The following is a 21223-nucleotide window of genomic DNA, read 5'->3' as shown; positions in this document are numbered from 1 at the left end:
AATTGACTCGGAAAGGAGTGGCAAGATGGAAGAGCTATTAGATCTACTCGTTCCACTATTGACATTTGTTTTCGTAATAGGAGGTTCAATTGTTAAATCTTTTTCCGATAAACAAAAAGAAGAAGCCAAAAAGCAAGCTCCTGCTAAACGAAATATTTACTCACAACAAAAACAAGTCAACGAACCAAAACGTGAACGATTTGAACGTTTTGAAGTGGACGATCGACAATTTGAAAGTCAACAAAATGAACAATTTGAACAATTACGAAAAGATTTAAATATTTCTACTAAATCAACGATCAGTAGTCTCGATGACGAGGTGCAAGCGGATCATGAAGATTTAGGAGAACTTTTAATATCGGCAAGTCGTAAAAAGGTGATCACGAAAAAAGAGATGGGATTAAATAAGTATTTCACGGACAAAGGTTTGGCAGGGAGTATTGTCATGTCTGAGATACTCGGCCAACCCCGCTCAAAACGCCCGTATCACCCACACAATCGATAACGAATCAATAAAGATAAACTGTATCTAAGTTGTTAAGGTAAACTTAACAACTTCAGATGCAGTTTTTTTATTTGAGCGGTTGCTTTTTCTAATTGATTAGTTCTGTTTATTGTTCAAATATCATATCTTGAAAAGTGAGGGAGGCGATTCCGTGCGAAAGTTGCGAACAATTTTTGAAAAACTCAAAAACTCTAAGGCCAGCCAGTTGGTTGCAACCCATTTGGAATTGCCACGAATTACAATGATTGGCGATATTCATGTCTATATTGAAAATCACCAAGGAATCGTCCGCTTCACCACAAATGAAATCATACTTAATATTTCACATGGTTTTTTAAATATAAAAGGATCAAACTTAGTTATTAAAATGCTCTTAACTTCAGAAATTTTAATTGAAGGAAAATTGACAGCTTTAGAAATGGATCAACTGACGACAAAAAATGAGGTGAAATCATGAAACAAGTAAAGCCAATTTGGTTCAAAGGAATTGTGACTATCAAAGTAACTGGTCATTATCCTGAACGTTTTTTTGATCTCTTTGCTCGTCATGGTATCCCAGTATGGTCGATTGCTAAAAAGTCTGAAGTCGATTGTATTGCTGATATTTATTTGAGCGATCTGAGCCAGATCCGACGACTACGCCGTCAGACACATTACAAATTTAAATTCATCCGTAAAAGTGGCCTACCGTTCTTTTATCAACGCATCAAAAAATATCGGCAATTATTAATCAGTTTTATGATTGCTTGTTTAGTTTTTCTTTACTTTACCCAATCGATTTTGTTTATTGATATAAATGGTGTCCCTGTTGAAAGAGCAGAACAATTAATCACTAGTCTTGAGAACTATGGTATAAAACGAGGAAAACTTAAATATTTGATGGACAAGCCAGATCAAATTCAAGCAAAAATTTTAGCTGATTATCCTGATATTCTCTGGGTTGGGATTGTTCCAGATGGGATTACTTACCGAATTGAAGTGATTACAAAAAAACAAGCTCCAATGAAAGAGAAAAGCCAAAGAATTCACCTTTATGCGCAGAAAGACGGTGTCATTAGTAAAATGCTCGTAGCTAAAGGTCGACCACTTGTTGAAGTGAATGATTTTGTTAAGAAAGGACAAATGCTTGTTACTGGGGATCTTAATGAATTAGAACAAAAGGATAATGATCAAGCTAAGCAATTTGTAGAAATTGAAGCTGAAATTTTTGCAACGACTTGGTATGAAGCAAAAATTACTGTTCCTTTAGAAGGATTATTTCAAATCGAAACCGGCTCATTTAAAGACAAATATTATTTAAAAATCGGTTCATTTCAATTACCTATTTGGGGATTTGGATCAACTGATTTTAGTCATGAGAAAGTTGTTTCGAATCAAAGTCAATTGATAATTGCTAATTGGACATTTCCATTATCAATTCTGACTAATACACATAAAGAAGTAGAGATGATTAATCAGGAGCGATCAGAAGAGGAAGCCATTACAATAGGTTTAGAACAGGCACGCCAAAACTTACTCCGCAAGCTTGACTCAACGAGCTCAATTATTGATGAAAAAATTTTGCATCAGTCAGCTGAGAATGGTAAAGTAAACTTACACGTATACTTTACTGTCAACGAAAATATCGTGAATACAATCGAGTCTAGCCAAGGAGATTAATGTATGTCAGATGAATTACAACGAATTGATTTAACAATTTCTGATCCAACAGAAGCAATGGGTTTATTCGGGACGAATGATAATCATTTAAAACAACTTGAGTCTAAATTAGATATCTCAATCGTGACACGCGGTGAAGAAGTTATGGTTCAAGGAGAGGATGACAAACGCAAACTTGTTAATGAAGTGTTAAATGCGTTGCTCAATGTGATCAGACGTGGTATTACAATTTCTGAGCGGGATGTTATTTATGCTGTTGAACTAGCCCAGCAAGGTAAAATTGATCAGTTCTATAGCTTATTTGATCAAACAATTATGCGCAATGCTGTTGGGCGTGCGATTCGTGTTAAAACTCTAGGTCAACGAGAGTATGTTAATCAAATTAAAAAGAATGATTTAGTTTTTGGAATTGGTCCAGCAGGTACTGGTAAGACGTATTTAGCAGTAGTAATGGCCGTTAATGCTTTAAAGTCTGGTGATATCAAGAAGATTATCTTAACGCGTCCAGCAGTTGAAGCTGGTGAGAGTCTAGGTTTTTTACCTGGTGATCTAAAAGAAAAGGTTGATCCTTACTTAAGGCCGTTATACGATGCATTGCATGATGTGTTGGGCTTTGAACACACGTCGAGGTTAATTGAGCGTGAAACAATTGAAATTGCACCACTCGCATATATGCGTGGTCGAACGTTAGATGATGCTTTTGTAATTCTAGATGAAGCGCAAAATACAACACCAGAACAAATGAAGATGTTCTTAACGCGTTTAGGTTTTGGATCTAAAATGGTGATTACAGGTGATGTCACGCAAGTTGATTTACCGAATCAAACCGTATCAGGGTTAAAAACTGTTCAAAGGATATTGGCTGATATTAACGGTATTTCATTTGTTTATTTAAAACAACAAGATGTTGTCCGCCACCCAGTTGTCCAAAAAATTATCGCAGCCTACGAAAATCAAAACTCATAAATGAATGATTTTTAAAGCCGCTATAATTTTATAGTGGCTTTTCTTAATATATCTTTTTAAAATAACTACTTCCATACGGTGCTTCGAGCATCATGATAATTTAAGGTAGAATAATATTAATTCAATTAAATAGTCGTTTCTAAATATATACATAAAAAAATTGGTGTTGTATGATAAACTATAAGTAAATCGATAACTAAGGAGTCGCTCATAGATGAAATTAATCATTAATCAATTAAAGAAGTATAGTAAGTCGATTCAAGTTATATTAACATTGTTAATCATTGGGGTGACAATTACTTTAGCCACCTTAACAAATGTCTATACTGAAACATATGAAATTGAACGCTATAGCATCGCAAATGACACGATTCAATCACCAATTACGATCGAAAACACGAGAGAAACAGAACGAAGAAAAAGAGAGTCGCTTAGTGCTGTAGAGGATCGTTATCTGATTGCGACTGAAGTTGCCGAAGAACGAATTGATTATGTGAATGAATTATTTGACGTGATCGAAACGGTTAATCAGCCGGTTAAACCAGTTCAAGATGAAGAAGAATCATCTGAAAATACTAATCAGACTCAATCAGCAGACAACCAATTAAATCAAACTAAAGAAACACTACCAACTAAAACGGTGGCAGATAAACTCATTGAATTAAAACAATTAGTCAGTCAAGAACTAGTTGAAAACTTAGCTGATGAAGATTTGACCCAGTTAATTTCAACGACTGATCGAGAACGAACGATTGCCTATGAACTTTTAACGACAACATTAAATGAAATTTTCAACGAAGGCATTAAACAAGAAGAATTATCGGATGCGAAGGCACAACTCGCCCAGCGATTTCAGTTCTCAACATTAAACGATGAATTAAAAGAAAGTCTCCTTCAAGTAGGTGAATTTGCTTTAGTGGAAAACTCATTTTTCTCACTTGAAGAAACTCTAGAGGCAGAGAGCCAAGCAATTACTAATGTTGATCCAGCGATGATTCGAGCGGGAGAAGTAATTGTTAGGGAAGGGCAAACGATAACAAATGAGATTTATGATAAGCTCGATCTTGTGGGCTTGTTAAATAGTGATCGGAATCTTTTCCCTGTGATCGGGCTCGTTGTTCTCGTTCTTATGCTGATCTCATTGATTGGATATGGTTTAATAACTTACATAGATAAACGTTATTTACAGTTTAACTATTTGTTCACATTAATTGTAATTTCAGTTGTGATGATCGGTATGATGAAAGCGATTAGTCTTTTTAGTACAGATACGAATAAATACTTTTTATTAATGCCAATCGCAGCTAGTTCAATTTTGCTAAAAATATTATTTCGTGAACGGTTAGCAATTGTCTTTGCGATTGTCTATTCAATTGTTGGTACGATCATATTTAATGAACAAATTCCTGGTTCATTAAATTTAGAAGTTGGGATTTACTTTTTAGCTGCTCAGCTCTGTAGCATTGCTACTTTAGTGGCGATTAAAGATCGTGTAGCGGTCTTTAAAACGGTATCTATTGCAGGGATTGTCAATGTATTAGCTATATTAAGTTTTGTTTTTTTATCTTATGATAGCTATCAACTGTCTGAAATCTTATTATTTATTGTGTTTGCCTATGTTTCGGCACTTATTTCAGGGATTGTAGCAATCGGAGCATTACCGTTTTTTGAATCTGTCTTAAAGTTGTTGTCTGATACAAAATTATTAACATTAGCTAACCCAAATCATCCGTTGTTAAGGCGAATTTTAACTGAAGCACCTGGTACTTATCATCATAGTGTCATGGTAGCAAATCTAAGTGAAGCTGCCTGTGAAGCAATTGGTGGTAATGGTTTATTAGCCCGAGTTGCTTCTTACTATCATGATCTAGGTAAAATTAAAAAACCGCATTATTTTATTGAAAATCAAATGGGGATGGAAAATCCACATAATTTCTTAGAACCAACACAAAGTGCTGATATTATAATTAATCACCCTTATGATGGTGCAAAAATTTTACAAGATCATAAGTTGCCGATTGAAATTATTAATATTGCTAAAGAACATCACGGGACTTCTTTATTAAAATATTTTTACTATAAAGAGAAAGAAACAAATGAAGAAGTAGAGGAAGAGAGGTTTCGTTATCCAGGGCCATTACCTCAATCAAAGGAATCAGCGATTGTTTCTTTATGTGATCCAATTGAAGCCGCTGTCCGGTCACTAGAACAGCCGACAAAAGAAAAAATTGACAAATTGATCGATAGCATTATTAAAGATCGTTTACAAGACGGTCAATTAAATGATAGCCATTTAACGTTTAAAGAGTTAACAAAAATCAAGCAAACAATTAGTGAGACATTAACAGGAATTTATCATTCAAGGATACAGTACCCAAAAGATACGAAGGAGGCGGATTAAAATGATTATCGAATTTATCGATCAGACAAATTCAGTAGATGAAAGTTATCTGAACACGATTAATGAACTACTGATTTTTGCTGCAAAGCAAGAGAATGTATCAGAACAAGCGGAAATATCCATTTCATTTGTAGATGATCAAACGATTCAAGAAATTAATCGAGATTATCGAGGGATGAATGAACCTACTGACGTCATCTCTTTTGCCTTACAAGAAACAGTTGAAGGAGAGGTTACGATTAAGGGGGATCAATTGCCACCACTAAATCTTGGTGATATTGTTATTTCAGTCGAGCGCACTCATGAACAAGCTAAAACATACGAGCATAGCATAAAAAGAGAATTTGGTTTTTTAGCTTTACATGGCTTCTTACATTTACTTGGTTATGATCATATCGACTATGATCAGGAACAAGAGATGTTTAAAAAACAAGAGGATATTTTAAATGCGTTCGGATTACTCAGAGAATAAAAAAAACCGCGTTGGTTTACGCTATGCTATAAATGGCTTAAAATATGCTTTTAAAAATGAAATTAATATTCGGATTCACTTTTTAATTGCATTACTTGTGCTGATTGCAGGCTTTGTTTTAACAATTTCAGTACTTGAGTGGGTACTTTTACTTTTAATGATTGGCTTTGTCATAACTGCAGAGCTATTGAATACAGCAGTTGAGACGATGTTAGATTATTTAGCACCACAATGGCATCCAATGGCTGGTTCAATTAAGGATTTAACAGCTGGTGCGGTATTGGTGACGAGTATCGTTGCTTTTATTATCGGTCTAATTATCTTTTTACCGAAAATAGTCGAACTCGTTTTTAATTAAGTTTGGAGGACAAATGATGGAACAAGAAACATACAAATCAGGTTTTATAACAATTATTGGTCGCCCTAATGTGGGGAAATCAACTTTCTTAAATCGTGTAATTGGTGAAAAAATTGCGATCATGAGTGATAAAGCTCAAACAACAAGAAATACAATTCAAGCAGTGCTGACAGATGATGAAGCGCAAATTGTTTTTATCGATACACCAGGAATTCATAAACCGAAGCATAAACTCGGTGATTTCATGGTGAAAATTGCAGAAAACACCTTGAATGAGGTTGATGCGATCTTATTTATGATTAATGCTGCTGAGGGTTATGGTCGGGGAGATCAATTTATTATCGATCGACTTGGATCAATTAATAAACCGGTCTATTTAATTATTAATAAAATTGATCAGGTTCATCCCGATCAACTATTCGATCTGATCGTTGAATATAAAGATAAATATCCATTTAAAGAAATTGTTCCGATTTCCGCATTAGAAGGTAATAATGTCGATCACTTATTATCGGTAATAAAGGACAATCTAGCCGAGGGTCCTAAATATTATCCAGATGATCATATTACAGACCACCCTGAGCGATTTATTATTAGCGAGTTTATTCGAGAAAAAGCGCTCCAATTAACTAAGGAAGAAATTCCGCATTCCCTTGCCGTTGTAATTGATAAGATTGAGCGACAAGAGGGTGAGAAAGTTCAAATTCATGCAACAATTATTATCGAAAGAGACTCTCAAAAAGGTATTATTATTGGGAAACAGGGTTCGATGTTAAAGAAAATTGGTGTTCAAGCAAGAAAAGATATTGAACGCTTGCTTGGTTCAAAAGTTTACTTAAATCTATGGGTGAAGGTTCAAAAAAATTGGCGAAATCGAGACCATTATTTACATGAATATGGTTATAATTTAATGGATTACGAAGGCTAGATTTGAAATATTCATGGTAATAAATAATCAACATTGATTCGTTCACATTGGTCATTCTAAAGGTGTAGATATTTTAACTAAAAGGAGGAAGGTGGGGCTATTATGCACAATTTACCTTGGATCGTTTTTAGTAAAACAGGAAATATCGAAACCTATCTACTGATGAAGGATTATGAAATAGAACTCAGTGAGGAGCTAATATTAATTGAAGAATCACAGTCTGATCAAATTGACCAGAGTGATTAAAGGATGGATAAAAGGTGTTAGAAAAGGTAGAGGGCGTTATTATCCGAACACAAGACTATGGGGAAACACATATTATTGCGACACTTTTATCTAATAAATTAGGGAAAATTGGTGTGCTCGCACGAGGGGCAAAAAAACCAAAAAGTCGAATGTCTGCTGTGACTCAGCTATTTATTCATGGGGAATATCTTGTCCGGCTAGGTAAAGGCTTAAGTGTAATTGAGCAAGGTGATGTGATTCAATCACACCGTAAGATTAGAGAAGATATTTTTCTTACCGCTTATGCCAGTTACTTAGCTGAACTGACAAACATCTTGCTTGATGAAAAGTCACCAAACTATTATATCTATCAACAGTTTTTAGCAACTCTAAATGGCATTGTGGAAGGGAAAGATCCACTTGTCTTATCGATGATGTATGAAATGAAGCTCTATAAAGTAGCGGGATTTGCTCCGATTATTGATTACTGCCAAAGTTGTCAACGATCGGATCAAATCCGTGCATTTTCGATTAAAGAGGCTGGTGTTCTATGTCAACGCTGTTTGTCAGTTGATCCGAATCATTGGCCAATTAATGAAACACAATATAAGTTACTACGATTGTTTACTGATGTTGATATGGAGCGCGTTGCAAATATAACTGTTAAACAAGATAATAAATTAGTAATTCAACAGATTCTGGAGCAATACTATGATACTTATGGCGGTTTAGCGCTTAAATCAAGAAAGTTTTTAAAACAAATTGATAAGTTACAGTGATGACACTAAGTTTAAAGTTCGGTGATCGCTAGGCTACTATAGTTGAAGAGGTCGAGCAGTCTGTAGATACAATTGAACAATCTCATGGCCCAAACTTTATTATGATTACTGAATCAACTATTTATTATTTAATTTTTAATACGATAATTGACAAAGTAAGTGTAATTCTTTATAATTTTTCTATATGTGATGAAAGAGAAGAGTAAATTTACCGCGTTATTTAAGCGAATCTGGGGCGGTGCGAGCCAGAGATAACAGGTGATTGAATGGCACTCTGGAACATTTTCAGTTAAAAGTGACTAAAGCGTTGAGCTTTAGTAAATAGGGTGGAACCGCGGAAATCCCGTCCCTATGTCTTATTAATTAAGGCATAGCGACGGGATTTTCTCATTGAATCATTACAAGTATCGGAATGAATTGGAGGAAAAGTAGATGCATATTCAAGATATGATATTAACGCTACAGAAGTTTTGGAGTGACCAAGGCTGTTTATTAATGCAAGCTTATGATACGGAGAAGGGAGCAGGTACAATGTCTCCAATGACATTGTTGCGTAGCTTAGGCCCAGAACCGTGGAATGTTGCTTATGTTGAACCTTCCAGACGTCCAAATGATGGTCGTTATGGAGACAACCCGAATCGGCTCTATCAACATCATCAATTTCAAGTTGTGATGAAACCATCGCCTGATGAAATTCAAGAACTTTATTTGGAATCATTAAAAACATTAAATATTGATCCACTAAAACATGATATTCGCTTTGTTGAAGACAACTGGGAAAACCCAACTTTAGGAGCGGCAGGACTAGGATGGGAAGTCTGGCTTGACGGAATGGAAATTACCCAATTTACTTATTTCCAACAAATTGGTGGACTTGAAGCAAATCCGGTTTCAGTAGAATTAACTTATGGAATTGAGCGACTTGCTTCCTACATTCAAGATAAAGAAAATGTTTTCGACTTAACATGGACAGAAGGTGTGACTGTACACGATATCTTTTATCAACCTGAATACGAGCATTCAAAATACACATTTGAAGAATCAAATACGGAGATGTTATTTAGCTTATTCAATCAATACCAACAAGAAGCTCAACAGTTAATGGAGAAAGGTCTAGTTTTTCCAGCTTATGACTATGTATTGAAATGTTCGCACACATTTAATTTACTTGATGCTAAAGGGGTAATTTCAGTTACAGAAAGAACTGGCTATATTGGAAGGGTTCGCGATTTAGCACGAGAGATTGCAAAATTATATGTTAACGAAAGAGAAAAACTTGATTTCCCAATGTTGAAAAGGGATGGTGAACAAGATGGGAACAACTAATGTTTTATTTGAAGTAGGTTTAGAAGAAATGCCAGCTCGCTTTATTGCTGAAACAGAAAAACAATTAAAAGAAAGAACAATTACTTGGCTAGAAGAAAATCGTCTCACTTACCAATCATTAAAAACATATATCACACCAAGACGATTTGCGATTCAAATGATTGATTTAATTGATAAACAGACTGACCTCGAAACAGAAGTTAGAGGTCCAGCCAAAAAAATAGCACTTGATGATAATGGTGATTGGTCAAAAGCTGCGATTGGATTTACTAAAGGCCAAGGTGTATCTGTTGATGATATTTATTATCAAGAAGTTAAAGGGACAGAATATATTTTTGTGAAAAAATTTACTGTAGGAAAAGCTACAAGTGAGATCTTACCAAGTTTTAAAGACGTTATTTTAGCGATGACGTTTCCGAAAAATATGCGTTGGTCAAATCGTCGCTTACGCTATATTCGACCAATCAAGTGGATTGTTGCAATCGAGAATAATGGACAAATTGATTTTGAAATTGAAGGGATTCAAACAAGTAACAAGAGCAAGGGACATCGCTTTTTAGGTGGAGATCTTGTGATCACTGATCCGCTAGACTATGAAAAGCTCCTCTTAGATCAATATGTGATTGCTGATCGGAAAAAACGTCAAGCTGAGATTTTGACACAGCTAAATCAGCTTGCAACTGAAAAAAACTGGCATGTTGATATTGAAGCAGACTTGTTAGATGAAGTAACAGAATTGGTTGAATATCCAACCGTATTTTCGGGAAGTTATAGTGATGATTATCTAATCATACCTGAAGAAGCTTTAATAACATCCATGAAGGTACACCAACGCTATTTCCCTGTCCGTAATCAAGATGGCGAGCTACTTCCGTTTTTTATTGGTGTGCGCAATGGAAATACTGAGTATCTTGATAATGTTGTCAAAGGAAATGAAAAAGTATTAAATGCCCGCTTAGCTGATGGTCACTTTTTCTATCAGGAAGATCAAAAGCAAACGATTGAACAAAACAATCAAAAATTAGAAAAAATCATTTTTCAGCAACAGTTAGGTACTATCGCTGATAAGGTGAATCGTGTTCGTGAAAACGCGAGAGCGATAGCGGAAAAGTTAAATTTACCGGAGCCAGAAATAATCCAGGTTGATCGAGCAGCTACGATTAGTAAATTCGATCTTGTGACACAAATGGTTGATGAATTCCCAGAATTACAAGGAATTATGGGGCAAAAATATGCTGCCCTTTTTGGTGAAGATGATCTTGTTGCAAAAGCGATTAATGAGCAATATATGCCACGCCACGCTAAAGATCAATTACCTGAAACAGTCATCGGTGCAATTTTAAGTGTTGCCGATAAGTTAGATACAATCGTAGGTTGCATTGGTGTTGGCTTGATTCCAACAGGTTCACAAGATCCATACGGACTTAGACGTCAAGCGATGGGAATTATTCAGATCCTAGAACAAAAAAAATGGCCTGTTTCATTTGAAATTTTAATCGATACTGCGCTAAATCAGTTTAATGATTCAATTATTTCACTAGATCAACAAGCGGATGTTAGAGAGAAAACACTTGATTTTATTGAAGGAAGAATCAGTTTCCTAGTTAAAGAAGAAAGTGTTGCACATGATGTGATTAAAGCTGTTACACACGAAGAGATTGGTGTGATTTCGCACTTATTAAGTAAGGCAAAATTGTTAGAAGCAAAACGCCAAGATCCATCATTCAAATCTGCACAAGAATCTTTAGGGCGAGTTGTTAATCTTGCGGAAATTGATGAATCTCATCATGTCGATCCAACCCTTTTTGAAAATGAATCAGAACGAGAACTGTATACTGCATATCAAGAAATAGAAGCGGATTATTCAACAAAAATGAATCAAGGTCAATATCAAGAAGCGCTGCAATTATTAGAACAAATCGCACCAACAATCAACCAGTTTTTTGATCAGACAATGGTGATGGTTGATAATCCTTCAATTAAAAATAATCGAATTGGATTATTAAATCTGATTGCAAAATTAATTTACCAATTAGCAAACTTTAAAGATATTGAGTGGAAACAACACTTTTAAACTTGGAGTGGAAAAGATGACTAAACCAATGATTTATTTAATCTCAGATTCAGCCGGAGAGACAGCAGAAAAAATCTTCCAATCTGTCTTATTACAGTTTGATCATCATGACACATATGAACTTTATCGATCACCATATGTCAAAGATGTTGAACAAATAAATCATATTTTAACTCAAGCTTCTGGTAAGCAGGCTCTCGTTGGCTACACTCTTGTTAATTCTGATTTGCGTCGTTACATGCAACAGAAGGCGAAAGCTTTAAATGTATCGATTATTGACATTAACGGACCGATGCTTCATGCAATCGGTCAGTTATTTAATCAAGAACCTAAGATGAAGCCCGGTCTTGCTTATCAACTAGATGAGTCTTATTTCAAACGAATTGAAGCAATCGAATTTGCTGTTAAGTATGATGATGGAAAAGACCCAAGCGGGATTGAAAAGGCTGATATTGTTTTAATTGGGGTCTCGCGAACGTCTAAAACACCTTTATCGCAATATTTAGCTTTAAAAAGCTATAAAGTTGCGAATGTCCCAATTGTTCCAGAAGTTGATCCACCAACAGAGCTTTATCAGACAGACCCGAATAAATGTTACGGATTAAAAATCAGTCCAACAGAATTAAATGGTATCCGAAAAGAAAGATTAAAATCACTTGGTTTAAAGCAAAACGCTAATTATGCTACTGTCGAAAGAATTAATAAAGAGCTTGATTACTTTGAAAATGTTGTCGAACATTTAGGCTGTCCAGTTATCGACGTGACAAATAAAGCTGTAGAAGAAACGGCAAATATTATCTTACAAATTCAAATGGCTCGTTAATAATAAGTTATTGTTGCAAAAACATAGCTTTTTACCTGAAATCATACTATAATATACCTTTGTGGAAAAAACGAATCAGGACTTAATCCATTGAAGAATGATAGATTACTAATTTTTCATTCTTTTTTGCAGGAAAATGACTCGTGGATAGAGAATATTAAAATAACATCATTTTAAAAAGCTTGATGAGTAGGGGTGATTGTTACTTATTGGCGGAAAATGAATGATTTTATTCATTTTTTTAATTATTTTGTCGAATCATGCAGGATTTTAGAATTTAATATAGAAATTATATGTTGGTGATATTTATGGTCGCTCAAATTCCTGAGCAATTAATCGATGAGATACGTCAGGCCAATGACGTTGTTGATGTGATTGGTGAGTATGTCTCATTAAAAAAACAAGGACGTAATTACTTTGGGCTCTGTCCGTTTCATGGAGAAAGTACGCCTTCTTTTTCAGTAACGCAAGAAAAACAAATTTTTCATTGTTTTGGTTGTGGAAAAGGTGGTAATGTATTTACTTTTTTAATGGAACAAGAAGGTTTTACTTTTCAACAAGCAGTTGCTCATTTAGCACAGAAAAGTGGTCATAATTTACCTGATCAATATTTAAACCAAGCAAATGGTTCAAATCGCTCTGTTGATCAAATTAGTTTGCGGGCGCATGAATTATTGACCAAATTCTATCATCATATTTTTTCACATGCTAAAGAAGCAGAGCAAGCTCGTTCTTATTTAGAAAATCGCGGACTGACGAAAGAAACGATTGAAAGATTTCAAATTGGCTTTGCACCTGATTCAAATGAATTAACAACACAGTTTTTACAAAAAAAGGACTTTAATTTGCAGGAGTTAATCTCTTCAAATGTTTTAGCCCGAAATGACCAGAGTCAGATATATGATCGAATGAGGGGGCGGGTTGTCTTTCCGATTCGAAATCATTTAGCAAAGACAGTCGGTTTTGCAGGGCGTTCTATCAACGAACTCGAGCCTAAGTATTTAAACAGTCCAGAATCTGCTTTGTTTCAAAAAGGTAAATTACTTTATAATTTTGATTTAGCAAGAAGTGAATTGAAGCGAACTGGACAAGCGATCTTATTTGAAGGGTATATGGATGTCATTGCTGCATATCAAGCAGATATTACAAATGTGATTGCATCACTTGGTACATCTGTAACAGAGCATCAGGCTGCCTTGATTAAGCGCTATGTCGATACGGTTGTCATTTGCTTTGATGGTGATGATGCAGGTATTAATGCTTCATATAAAGTTGCAAAACTAATGAAAAAAGCTGGTTGTCAAGTTAGGATTGCCACATTACCAGATCAGTTAGACCCAGATGCGTTTATAAAAAAATATGGCGGGAAAAGGTTTAAAGAAGAAGTAATCGAGGCAAGCTCTACTTACATGAGCTTTATTATGAGCTATCATAAGCGCGAATTTAACTTAAAAATTGAGGCAGATCAAATGGCATATATGCGTCTAGTGGTCGATGAGATCGCTCAGTTGAATTCAGCACTTGATCGTGATCGTTATATTCGAGAGTTAGCTAAAATGTTTGACCTTTCACCTGATGCAGTGTTGGAAGACGTTGATCAGATAAGGAAAAAACAAGGTAGAACTAGGGATAATGTGGTTTCAAATAGCCATACTAATGAGCACAGATTAAAAAGTAAGCAAAAAAGACTATTGCCAGCTTATCATAATGCTGAAAAAAGGTTAATTGCTTATATGTTACATGATCGAACAATTGCTGAACAAATTAAGCATACATTAGGTGCTTCATTTAATATTGAAAAACATAAAATTATTGTAACCTATCTGTATGCTTTTTATGAAGATGACAATCAAGCTAATGTCAGTCAGTTTATTGAACGGCTAGATGATGCGGAAATCATCAGTGAAGTCATTGAAATTGCTATGGAACCAGTCTCAACAGATGTATCCGCTGATGAAATTAAGGATTATGTTCGAATGATTAGACTTGAACATGATGATAAAGTTGTTATTCGTGATTTAATTGCTGAGCAAAAGCAAGCAGAAATAAAAAATGATTATTTAAAAGCAGCGCAAATTGGCATGGAAATCATGCGAATTCAAAAAGAACTTAAAGATAAGACACGGTAATGGATTTGATAAGTTGGAAGGAGGGGCTCTAATGGTTAAAAAACAACCAGAACATTCAAATAACAATCTGGATTTAACATTAGATGAAGCAAAAGAACAAATTGTCGAGCTCGGAAAAAAGCAAGGTGAACTTGCATACGAAGATGTGGTCGATCGCTTGGCACGTTTTGAATTAGAGTCTGAACAAATTGATGAATTTTATGAGTATTTAGCTGAACAAGGAATTGAGGTCGTCAGTGATATTGATGATGAAGATACTGACGAAGATACAGATTCAGAAAAAGAATTTAATCTAAAAGATATCAGTGTACCTCTTGGTGTTAAGATTAACGACCCTGTTAGAATGTATTTGAAGGAAATAGGTCGTGTCGATTTATTAACTGCTGATGAAGAAGTAGCCCTAGCAAAACGGATTGAAGAAAATGATGAAGAAGCTAAAATGCAATTAGCAGAAGCAAACTTACGATTAGTTGTCAGTATTGCTAAGCGCTATGTCGGTAGAGGTATGCTGTTTCTTGACTTGATCCAAGAAGGAAATATGGGATTAATTAAAGCGGTTGAGAAGTTTGACTATCGCAAAGGATTTAAGTTTAGTACGTATGCTACATGGTGGATTCGTCAAGCAATTACTCGAGCAATTGCTGACCAAGCAAGAACAATCCGGATTCCTGTTCATATGGTCGAAACGATTAATAAACTAATCCGGATCCAGAGACAGCTCTTACAGGACTTAGGTCGTGAACCAACACCTGAAGAGATCGGTAAAGAAATGGAGCTGACACCAGAAAAGGTTAGAGAGATCTTAAAAATTGCCCAAGAGCCCGTTTCATTAGAAACACCAATTGGTGAGGAAGATGATTCACATTTAGGTGACTTTATTGAAGATCAGGAAGTGACGTCACCATCCGATCACGCAGCTTATGAGTTGTTGAAGGAACAACTTGAAGATGTACTTGATACGCTAACAGACCGTGAAGAAAATGTTCTCAGATTACGATTTGGTCTCGATGATGGCCGTACACGTACATTAGAAGAAGTTGGTAAAGTATTTGGCGTTACCCGAGAAAGAATTCGCCAAATTGAAGCGAAGGCACTACGGAAACTACGCCATCCAAGCCGAAGTAAACAATTAAAAGATTTCCTCGAATAAAGTGAAACTTCAATCAGTGTGGGTTTCACTGATTGTTAGTTGAACCAATCGGGCCGCTACTGTCAGTTGCCCTGCGAACAAAATTTTAACTAAAAATCATGAGTTTTCAATCGGTTGAGCTACTATTAGCTGGTTGTTAGCTCAGCTAAGTCAATCATGATCAGTTGAGCTTCAATTGATTTTGATTGACTTTTTTCATTTAATGGTCATTTGTAGATACCTAAAAAAGAGGTGGGTTGAGATGGATTGGCAACGTAAAGCAATCATCGTTAGTGAAATCAAATATTGGCGAGATAACCGCTTACTTCCTGAATCATATTGTGATTATTTACTGGCATTATATACAGAAGGGGAAGGCGATGAATCGGCTTCAACACTTGAAGTGAATCAAAATAAACAGAAAAATTTTTTAATCGTCATTTTTCTACTATTGAATGTTGCTGTAGCTCCGGGAATTGCTTTCTTTATTCTGTATGTTCCAATTCACTTAATAGCGATAATCATCCTCTTAACTTTAGCATTAGTTATGAGTTTGGGATTATCATATATAGCATCAAAGCAGTATCAAATTGAAAGAAAATACATTATTTTAGTGTTGCTCCTAAACCTATTAATTCTTTCGATGGTCGCTATTAATCAATGGGTGGTTAATTCAACGGTTACGTTAGTGATTATTTTTTTACAATTAATTACTTGGATCGCTTTGGGGATAAAGACAAAAAATAATTGGCTCTTTATATTAGGTATTTTAGGAATCATTATTAGTATCATTGCATTTTTAATTTAAAGGATAGGTGTCAATAAAATGACGAAACAACTCATATTATCAAATCGATTAAAACTGATTACAAAATTTTTACCTAAAGGTGCAACCTTTGCTGATATAGGTAGTGATCATGCTTATTTGCCGATTTCAGTCTGTTTGTCTGATCCAACTGCAAAAGCAATTGCGGGTGAACTCAATCATGGACCGTTTCAAGCTGCGAAGGATCATGTTAAAAAATATCAGTTAACCGATCAAATTAGCGTTAAAAAAGGTGACGGATTAGATGTTATTCGTAACGACAAAGTTAGTCAAGTTGTGATCGCTGGAATGGGTGGCGGACTCATTCAATCCATTTTGGAACGAGGCAAAGATACACTTTTAAACGTTGAACGCCTAATTTTACAACCAAATGTTGATAGTCAATATCTTCGTGAATGGCTTGAGAAAAACAATTATAACTTGGTCGATGAAGCAATCTTAGCAGAGGATGGTCATATTTACGAAGTTTTAGTTGCAGATCAAGCACGAGATCATCAGGTTAATCAATTAACTAAACAGGAAAAGCTATTTGGTCCATTTTTGTTAAAGAGTCGTAATCAAGCCTTTATCACAAAGTGGGAACGCGAACGAGACAATTATCGTCGAATTATTAAGCAGATGGGCCAAGCGAAACAGCCAGATCAAAAGAAAATTAATGATTATATTGAGCAATTGGGCTGGATTGAAAGGGTGTTAAATGATGACTAAACAAATCACGATTGGTAAAGTGATCGAACAATTTGAAGAGTGGGTACCGAGGAAACTGGCGAGTGAATGGGATAATGTTGGCTTACAGGTTGGGAGTTTAAGTAAACCAGTAGCAAACATTTTTGTGACACTTGATGTGACTGAAGAAGTGATCGAGGAAGCACTTGAATCAGGAGCAAACTTAATCATCTCGCATCACCCACTAATATTCAGACCGTTAAAACAAATTAATTATCACGATCCAAAAGGAAAAATTATTCAGAAACTAATTAAGCATGACCTTACCGTCTATTCTGCTCATACAAATTTAGATGTTACTTTTGGTGGTGTAAATGATTTATTAGCTGAAAAATTAGGTCTTCAAGAGACAAAAATTCTCGTACCAGAAAAGGAAGAACATTTCTACAAATTGTATGTTTATGTACCTGAAACACATGTCGATCAAGTTGATCAAGCTTTAACTAAAGTAGGTGTTGGTCAGCTTGGTGATTACGAACAATGCTCATTTAGAGTTAAAGGGACGGGTACATTTAGACCGATGGACAATGCTTCCCCTTATCTTGGTGAGTCAAATAAGCGAGAATATGTTGATGAAGTAAAACTTGAATATCTTATGCATCAATCGTTGCGGACTAAAGCAATTGAAGCAATTATTAAATCACATCCCTATGAGGAACCAGCTTATGATCTAATCAAGCTTGAAAATAACGGGATCCAGTATGGGTTAGGACGAGTTGGAACATTGGAAGAAGCAATCTCGTTGAAACAACTAGCGATTAATTTGAAGGAAATTTTTCAATTAGAAGGTTTACGAGTTTCAGGGGCACTTGAAAATCAGGTAAAAAAAGTGGCTATTCTTGGTGGTAGTGGAGAAAAGTATTATCCATACGCGAAGCGGATGGGGGCTGATGTTTTCATTACAGGAGATGTGTCATTTCATTTTGCACAAGATGCTGAAGCGAGCGGACTATCCATTATCGATCCGGGCCATCATATTGAGCAGATTATGGTTGAAGCTGTTGCTGCTTACCTGCGAGGTAAAGTTGATGCTTCGATTCAAGTGATTGAAACGAAGATAAGTACGGAGCCCTTTCAGTTTTTGTAGATTCGTACTTTAAATCTGTTAAAAGTTTAAGAAGTCAATTGATTTTAACTTAATCAAGTGCGTAATCGACATTTTGTGTCTATAATAAGTAAGACAAGTCGTTTTTAGATGAGGAGTTTATTATGAAAAATTATGATTTTAAGGCATTTAATTTAAAGCCAGAGCTTGAACGGACAGTCGATCAACTAGGTTTTAAGCAACCGACGGCAATTCAAGAAAAAGTGATTCCAGCTACATTAAGAAATGAGAGCATCATTGGTCAATCACAAACAGGATCTGGAAAAACACATGCATTTCTATTACCATTATTTAACCAATTGAATCCTGAGGAAAAAAATGTTCAATTTGTTGTGACGACACCGACGCGAGAGTTGGCTAGTCAAATTTTTGATCAAGTTAAAAAGATTTTAACGCTTTTAAATTTTGAACAACAGGTTCAAGCTAAGCTTTTTATTGGTGGGACAGATAAAAAGCGAACGATTGAAAAATTAACTGAACAGCCAGCTATTATCGTTGCGACTCCTGGTCGGTTATTAGATTTAATCAATGAAGGAGCCGTCAATATTTACACTGCACGCTCGTTTGTTGTTGATGAAGCAGATCTGATGTTGGATCTAGGACTGATTAATGAAATTGATCAAATTTTAGTCAAAGCTGATCCTAATGTTCAGATTCTTGTTTTTTCGGCGACGATTCCGAAGCGATTGCAACCATTTTTACAAAAGTATCTGAATAACCCTACTTTTATTGAAATAAAAGACCATGTTTCACCTAATTTGTTAGAAAATAGACTTGTTCCTTTACGTCATCGTAAGCCAGCAGAGGTAATTGGTCAAATTGCTAAAGCCATTCATCCATATTTAGCGATTATCTTTGCTAATGGCAAAGAAGCGTGTGATGAGTTGTATCACGATTTAGCTCAGCAAGGTTTAAATGTGGGGATCCTTCATGGTGGATTGTCAGCAAGAGAAAGAAAACGGGTTTTAAAAGAGATTCAAGCTCTGAGGTATCAATATATTGTTGCGACAGATCTAGCTGCACGAGGAATTGATATTGAAGGCGTTAGTCATGTCATTAATGCTCAATTGCCAAAAGAAACAGAGTTTTTCATTCATCGAATTGGCCGAACAGCACGTGCGGGAATGGAAGGTACAGCCATTCATTTATACGATGAGGATGATTTCCCACTTTTAACGAAGTTGTCTGAAGATGGACTTGAATTTTCAAACTATGAGATTGTTAAAGGTGAATGGAGAGAGATCAAGGCCTGGAACCATCGAACCGTTCGTGAAAAGCGAGGCAATGATCTTGATCAAGAAGCGTGGAAGCGTGTTAAGCGTCCTAAGAAGGTCAAACCAGGATATAAAGCTAAATTGCGTAAAGAGCAACAGCGAATTAAACGTAAGTTAAAACAAGATAAATATAGAAAATAGGGGAGTGGAGAGATTGAGATTAGGTTCACACGTTTCAATGAGTGGTAAAAAGATGTTAGTCGGATCAAGTGAAGAAGCAGCAAGTTATGGGGCAACAGCGATGATGATTTATACTGGCGCACCTCAAAATACACGTCGTAAGGCAATCGAAGAATTAAATATTGAAGCGGGACTTGAGCATATGAAGGCAAATGGGATTGAAGATCTCATCGTTCATGCCCCGTATATTATTAATTTGGGTAATACAACGAAGCCAGAAACATTTGAGCTGGCTGTCTCTTTTTTAAGAAGTGAAATTGAACGAACTGAAGCACTTCAAGCAAAGCAAATTGTTTTACATCCAGGTGCCCATGTTGGTGCGGGTGTAGGATTAGGAATCGCAAGAATTATTGAAGGTTTAAATGAAGTTTTAACAGCTGAACAAAATGTTCAAATTGCATTAGAAACGATGGCTGGTAAAGGGACGGAAATTGGCCGGACATTTGATGAATTGGCACAGATTATTGATGGGGTGATTCATAATGATAAATTGTCTGTTTGTTTTGATACATGTCATGTCCATGATGCTGGTTATGACCTAGTGACAGATTTTGACGAGGTACTCAATGAGTTTGATCGCATTGTCGGTGTTGATCGGATTAAGGTAGTCCATGTAAACGATAGTAAGAACGTTCGTGGTGCACATAAAGATCGCCATGAGAATATTGGCTTTGGTCATATTGGTTTTGATACTCTGCACAATATTGTTCACCATCCACAGTTACAGGACATTCCAAAGATTCTCGAAACACCTTACGTTGGTGAAGATAAAAAAAATAGAAAACCACCTTATAAATTTGAAATTGAGATGATCAAACAAGGTGTATTTAAGGAAAACTTAAAAGATTTAATTATTGCTCAATAGAAAAAATCCATTCGTATTTAATACGAATGGATTTTTTTAATAAAACCATTCAGCGATGTCATATTGTTTAATAAATTGATTGAGGATGATTTTTGCTTTTTTAACTGTTGCTTGATCGGTGATTTGTTCTAAAAAAGTTAACATTTTAACTAAATCTGTTTTTTTAAATGGGTCCAATTTTTTTTGCTTTAACATATTAACAATTTGAGTTGCTTGATTTTGGGTTAATTCAACTTGATAATCTTGAGCTTGGATGATTAATTCACTTGGGCTCACCTCAGTCAATTTTTTACGAACTACTTTCTTAAAGATTGGATTCATTGATACCCTCCTCTACAATAAAAACCTCTAAATAATATATGTTTTAACCACAAAATGTTTATCTTTTTGTTTAAAAAGTGCAGCTATGAAGAGTAAAAATTCTTCGTGATAAATATCGAAAAAACGACCCCTTAATATTACATTAATGTTAT

The 21223-nt window shown here is 35.4% G+C and carries 21 protein-coding genes and 1 other annotated feature; of the genes, 20 read left to right on the top strand and 1 reads right to left on the bottom strand.

All coding sequences use genetic code 11. The annotated features are described in order from the left end of the window. Positions 1-25 precede the first annotated feature (25 nt). The 20 genes from ABD814_RS12150 to ABD814_RS12055 all read left to right on the top strand — a co-directional run bounded on the left by ABD814_RS12150 (position 26) and on the right by ABD814_RS12055 (position 20750). Positions 26-505, top strand: a complete 480-nt coding sequence (locus ABD814_RS12150) for a hypothetical protein (protein WP_344913597.1) — start codon at positions 26-28, stop codon at positions 503-505. Between the two features lie 151 nt (positions 506-656). Beyond that, positions 657-962 carry a sporulation protein YqfC gene (gene yqfC, locus ABD814_RS12145; RefSeq protein WP_344913594.1) on the top strand — a complete coding sequence of 102 codons (306 nt, stop codon included), beginning with the start codon at positions 657-659 and terminating at the stop codon, positions 960-962. Then, positions 959-2164: a sporulation protein YqfD gene (yqfD, locus tag ABD814_RS12140; RefSeq protein ID WP_344913590.1), complete on the top strand. Its 1206-nt coding sequence runs from the start codon at positions 959-961 to the stop codon at positions 2162-2164. Before yqfC ends, yqfD begins: the two co-directional genes overlap by 4 nt. Positions 2165-2167: 3 nt before the next feature. Continuing rightward, positions 2168-3130: a PhoH family protein gene (locus ABD814_RS12135; protein ID WP_344913587.1), complete on the top strand. Its 963-nt coding sequence runs from the start codon at positions 2168-2170 to the stop codon at positions 3128-3130. 214 nt (positions 3131-3344) lie between these two features. After that, positions 3345-5531, top strand: coding sequence for an HD family phosphohydrolase (locus ABD814_RS12130; RefSeq protein WP_344913583.1), 2187 nt, complete (start codon positions 3345-3347; stop codon positions 5529-5531). Then, complete coding sequence (ybeY, locus tag ABD814_RS12125; RefSeq protein ID WP_344913622.1) at positions 5527-6003, top strand: rRNA maturation RNase YbeY; 477 nt, start codon at positions 5527-5529, stop codon at positions 6001-6003. The genes ABD814_RS12130 and ybeY overlap by 5 nt, the downstream gene beginning before the upstream one ends. Further along, positions 5978-6361, top strand: a complete 384-nt coding sequence (locus tag ABD814_RS12120) for a diacylglycerol kinase family protein (protein ID WP_344913580.1) — start codon at positions 5978-5980, stop codon at positions 6359-6361. Before ybeY ends, ABD814_RS12120 begins: the two co-directional genes overlap by 26 nt. A 16-nt stretch (positions 6362-6377) precedes the next feature. Continuing rightward, on the top strand, positions 6378-7289 hold the full coding sequence (era, locus tag ABD814_RS12115) for a GTPase Era (RefSeq protein WP_344913577.1): 912 nt from the start codon (positions 6378-6380) through the stop codon (positions 7287-7289). Between the two features lie 102 nt (positions 7290-7391). Continuing rightward, positions 7392-7535, top strand: coding sequence for a YqzL family protein (locus ABD814_RS12110; RefSeq protein ID WP_344913574.1), 144 nt, complete (start codon positions 7392-7394; stop codon positions 7533-7535). 14 nt (positions 7536-7549) lie between these two features. After that, a complete protein-coding gene (gene recO / locus ABD814_RS12105; RefSeq protein WP_344913571.1) occupies positions 7550-8293 on the top strand; it encodes a DNA repair protein RecO in 744 nt (247 codons plus the stop codon). Between the two features lie 180 nt (positions 8294-8473). Beyond that, positions 8474-8647, top strand: a binding site (T-box leader). Between the two features lie 78 nt (positions 8648-8725). Further along, complete coding sequence (glyQ, locus tag ABD814_RS12100; protein WP_344913569.1) at positions 8726-9619, top strand: glycine--tRNA ligase subunit alpha; 894 nt, start codon at positions 8726-8728, stop codon at positions 9617-9619. Beyond that, complete coding sequence (gene glyS, locus ABD814_RS12095; RefSeq protein WP_344913566.1) at positions 9606-11693, top strand: glycine--tRNA ligase subunit beta; 2088 nt, start codon at positions 9606-9608, stop codon at positions 11691-11693. The genes glyQ and glyS overlap by 14 nt, the downstream gene beginning before the upstream one ends. A 16-nt stretch (positions 11694-11709) precedes the next feature. Further along, entirely contained in the window at positions 11710-12516 is an 807-nt protein-coding gene (locus ABD814_RS12090; RefSeq protein WP_344913562.1) for a pyruvate, water dikinase regulatory protein, read from the top strand. Positions 12517-12824: 308 nt separating this feature from the next. Next, on the top strand, positions 12825-14645 hold the full coding sequence (gene dnaG / locus ABD814_RS12085; protein ID WP_344913559.1) for a DNA primase: 1821 nt from the start codon (positions 12825-12827) through the stop codon (positions 14643-14645). Between the two features lie 31 nt (positions 14646-14676). Further along, positions 14677-15795 carry an RNA polymerase sigma factor RpoD gene (gene rpoD, locus ABD814_RS12080; protein ID WP_344913556.1) on the top strand — a complete coding sequence of 373 codons (1119 nt, stop codon included), beginning with the start codon at positions 14677-14679 and terminating at the stop codon, positions 15793-15795. Between the two features lie 241 nt (positions 15796-16036). After that, a complete protein-coding gene (locus ABD814_RS12075; protein WP_344913553.1) occupies positions 16037-16582 on the top strand; it encodes a hypothetical protein in 546 nt (181 codons plus the stop codon). An 18-nt stretch (positions 16583-16600) separates the two neighbouring features. Continuing rightward, complete coding sequence (locus ABD814_RS12070) at positions 16601-17308, top strand: tRNA (adenine(22)-N(1))-methyltransferase (RefSeq protein WP_344913550.1); 708 nt, start codon at positions 16601-16603, stop codon at positions 17306-17308. Further along, a complete protein-coding gene (locus ABD814_RS12065) occupies positions 17301-18413 on the top strand; it encodes a Nif3-like dinuclear metal center hexameric protein (protein WP_344913547.1) in 1113 nt (370 codons plus the stop codon). The genes ABD814_RS12070 and ABD814_RS12065 overlap by 8 nt, the downstream gene beginning before the upstream one ends. Positions 18414-18535: 122 nt before the next feature. Continuing rightward, the gene (locus ABD814_RS12060) at positions 18536-19846 is read left to right on the top strand and encodes a DEAD/DEAH box helicase (protein WP_344913544.1); all 1311 of its coding nucleotides are present in this window, start codon (positions 18536-18538) and stop codon (positions 19844-19846) included. A 13-nt stretch (positions 19847-19859) separates the two neighbouring features. Continuing rightward, positions 19860-20750, top strand: coding sequence for a deoxyribonuclease IV (locus tag ABD814_RS12055; RefSeq protein ID WP_344913541.1), 891 nt, complete (start codon positions 19860-19862; stop codon positions 20748-20750). 36 nt (positions 20751-20786) lie between these two features. On the opposite strand, the gene ABD814_RS12050 is transcribed toward ABD814_RS12055, so the two are convergent. Further along, positions 20787-21071 (bottom strand): DUF2624 family protein, encoded by a 285-nt coding sequence (locus ABD814_RS12050; protein WP_344913538.1) that lies wholly within the window; start codon positions 21069-21071, stop codon positions 20787-20789. Positions 21072-21223: the final 152 nt, after the last annotated feature.

This window comes from Amphibacillus indicireducens (assembly GCF_039539605.1).
Classification (GTDB): Bacteria; Bacillota; Bacilli; order Bacillales; family Amphibacillaceae; genus Amphibacillus; species Amphibacillus indicireducens.
The sequence above is the reverse complement of the archived record's forward strand: the minus strand, read 5'-3'. Positions and strand labels throughout refer to the sequence as shown.

What these genes read in the sequence shown, in the direction of transcription:
- glyQ (WP_344913569.1), top strand. Translation starts at nt 8,726, where the DNA reads ATGCATATTCAAGATATGATATTAACGCTACAGAAGTTTTGGAGTGAC.
- ABD814_RS12120 (WP_344913580.1), top strand. Translation starts at nt 5,978, where the DNA reads ATGCGTTCGGATTACTCAGAGAATAAAAAAAACCGCGTTGGTTTACGC.
- ABD814_RS12135 (WP_344913587.1), top strand. Translation starts at nt 2,168, where the DNA reads ATGTCAGATGAATTACAACGAATTGATTTAACAATTTCTGATCCAACA.
- ABD814_RS12150 (WP_344913597.1), top strand. Translation starts at nt 26, where the DNA reads ATGGAAGAGCTATTAGATCTACTCGTTCCACTATTGACATTTGTTTTC.
- glyS (WP_344913566.1), top strand. Translation starts at nt 9,606, where the DNA reads ATGGGAACAACTAATGTTTTATTTGAAGTAGGTTTAGAAGAAATGCCA.
- ABD814_RS12090 (WP_344913562.1), top strand. Translation starts at nt 11,710, where the DNA reads ATGACTAAACCAATGATTTATTTAATCTCAGATTCAGCCGGAGAGACA.
- ABD814_RS12110 (WP_344913574.1), top strand. Translation starts at nt 7,392, where the DNA reads ATGCACAATTTACCTTGGATCGTTTTTAGTAAAACAGGAAATATCGAA.
- yqfD (WP_344913590.1), top strand. Translation starts at nt 959, where the DNA reads ATGAAACAAGTAAAGCCAATTTGGTTCAAAGGAATTGTGACTATCAAA.
- ABD814_RS12050 (WP_344913538.1), bottom strand. Translation starts at nt 21,071, where the DNA reads ATGAATCCAATCTTTAAGAAAGTAGTTCGTAAAAAATTGACTGAGGTG.
- ABD814_RS12070 (WP_344913550.1), top strand. Translation starts at nt 16,601, where the DNA reads ATGACGAAACAACTCATATTATCAAATCGATTAAAACTGATTACAAAA.
- ABD814_RS12075 (WP_344913553.1), top strand. Translation starts at nt 16,037, where the DNA reads ATGGATTGGCAACGTAAAGCAATCATCGTTAGTGAAATCAAATATTGG.
- dnaG (WP_344913559.1), top strand. Translation starts at nt 12,825, where the DNA reads ATGGTCGCTCAAATTCCTGAGCAATTAATCGATGAGATACGTCAGGCC.
- ABD814_RS12060 (WP_344913544.1), top strand. Translation starts at nt 18,536, where the DNA reads ATGAAAAATTATGATTTTAAGGCATTTAATTTAAAGCCAGAGCTTGAA.
- rpoD (WP_344913556.1), top strand. Translation starts at nt 14,677, where the DNA reads ATGGTTAAAAAACAACCAGAACATTCAAATAACAATCTGGATTTAACA.
- ABD814_RS12130 (WP_344913583.1), top strand. Translation starts at nt 3,345, where the DNA reads ATGAAATTAATCATTAATCAATTAAAGAAGTATAGTAAGTCGATTCAA.
- ABD814_RS12065 (WP_344913547.1), top strand. Translation starts at nt 17,301, where the DNA reads ATGACTAAACAAATCACGATTGGTAAAGTGATCGAACAATTTGAAGAG.
- era (WP_344913577.1), top strand. Translation starts at nt 6,378, where the DNA reads ATGGAACAAGAAACATACAAATCAGGTTTTATAACAATTATTGGTCGC.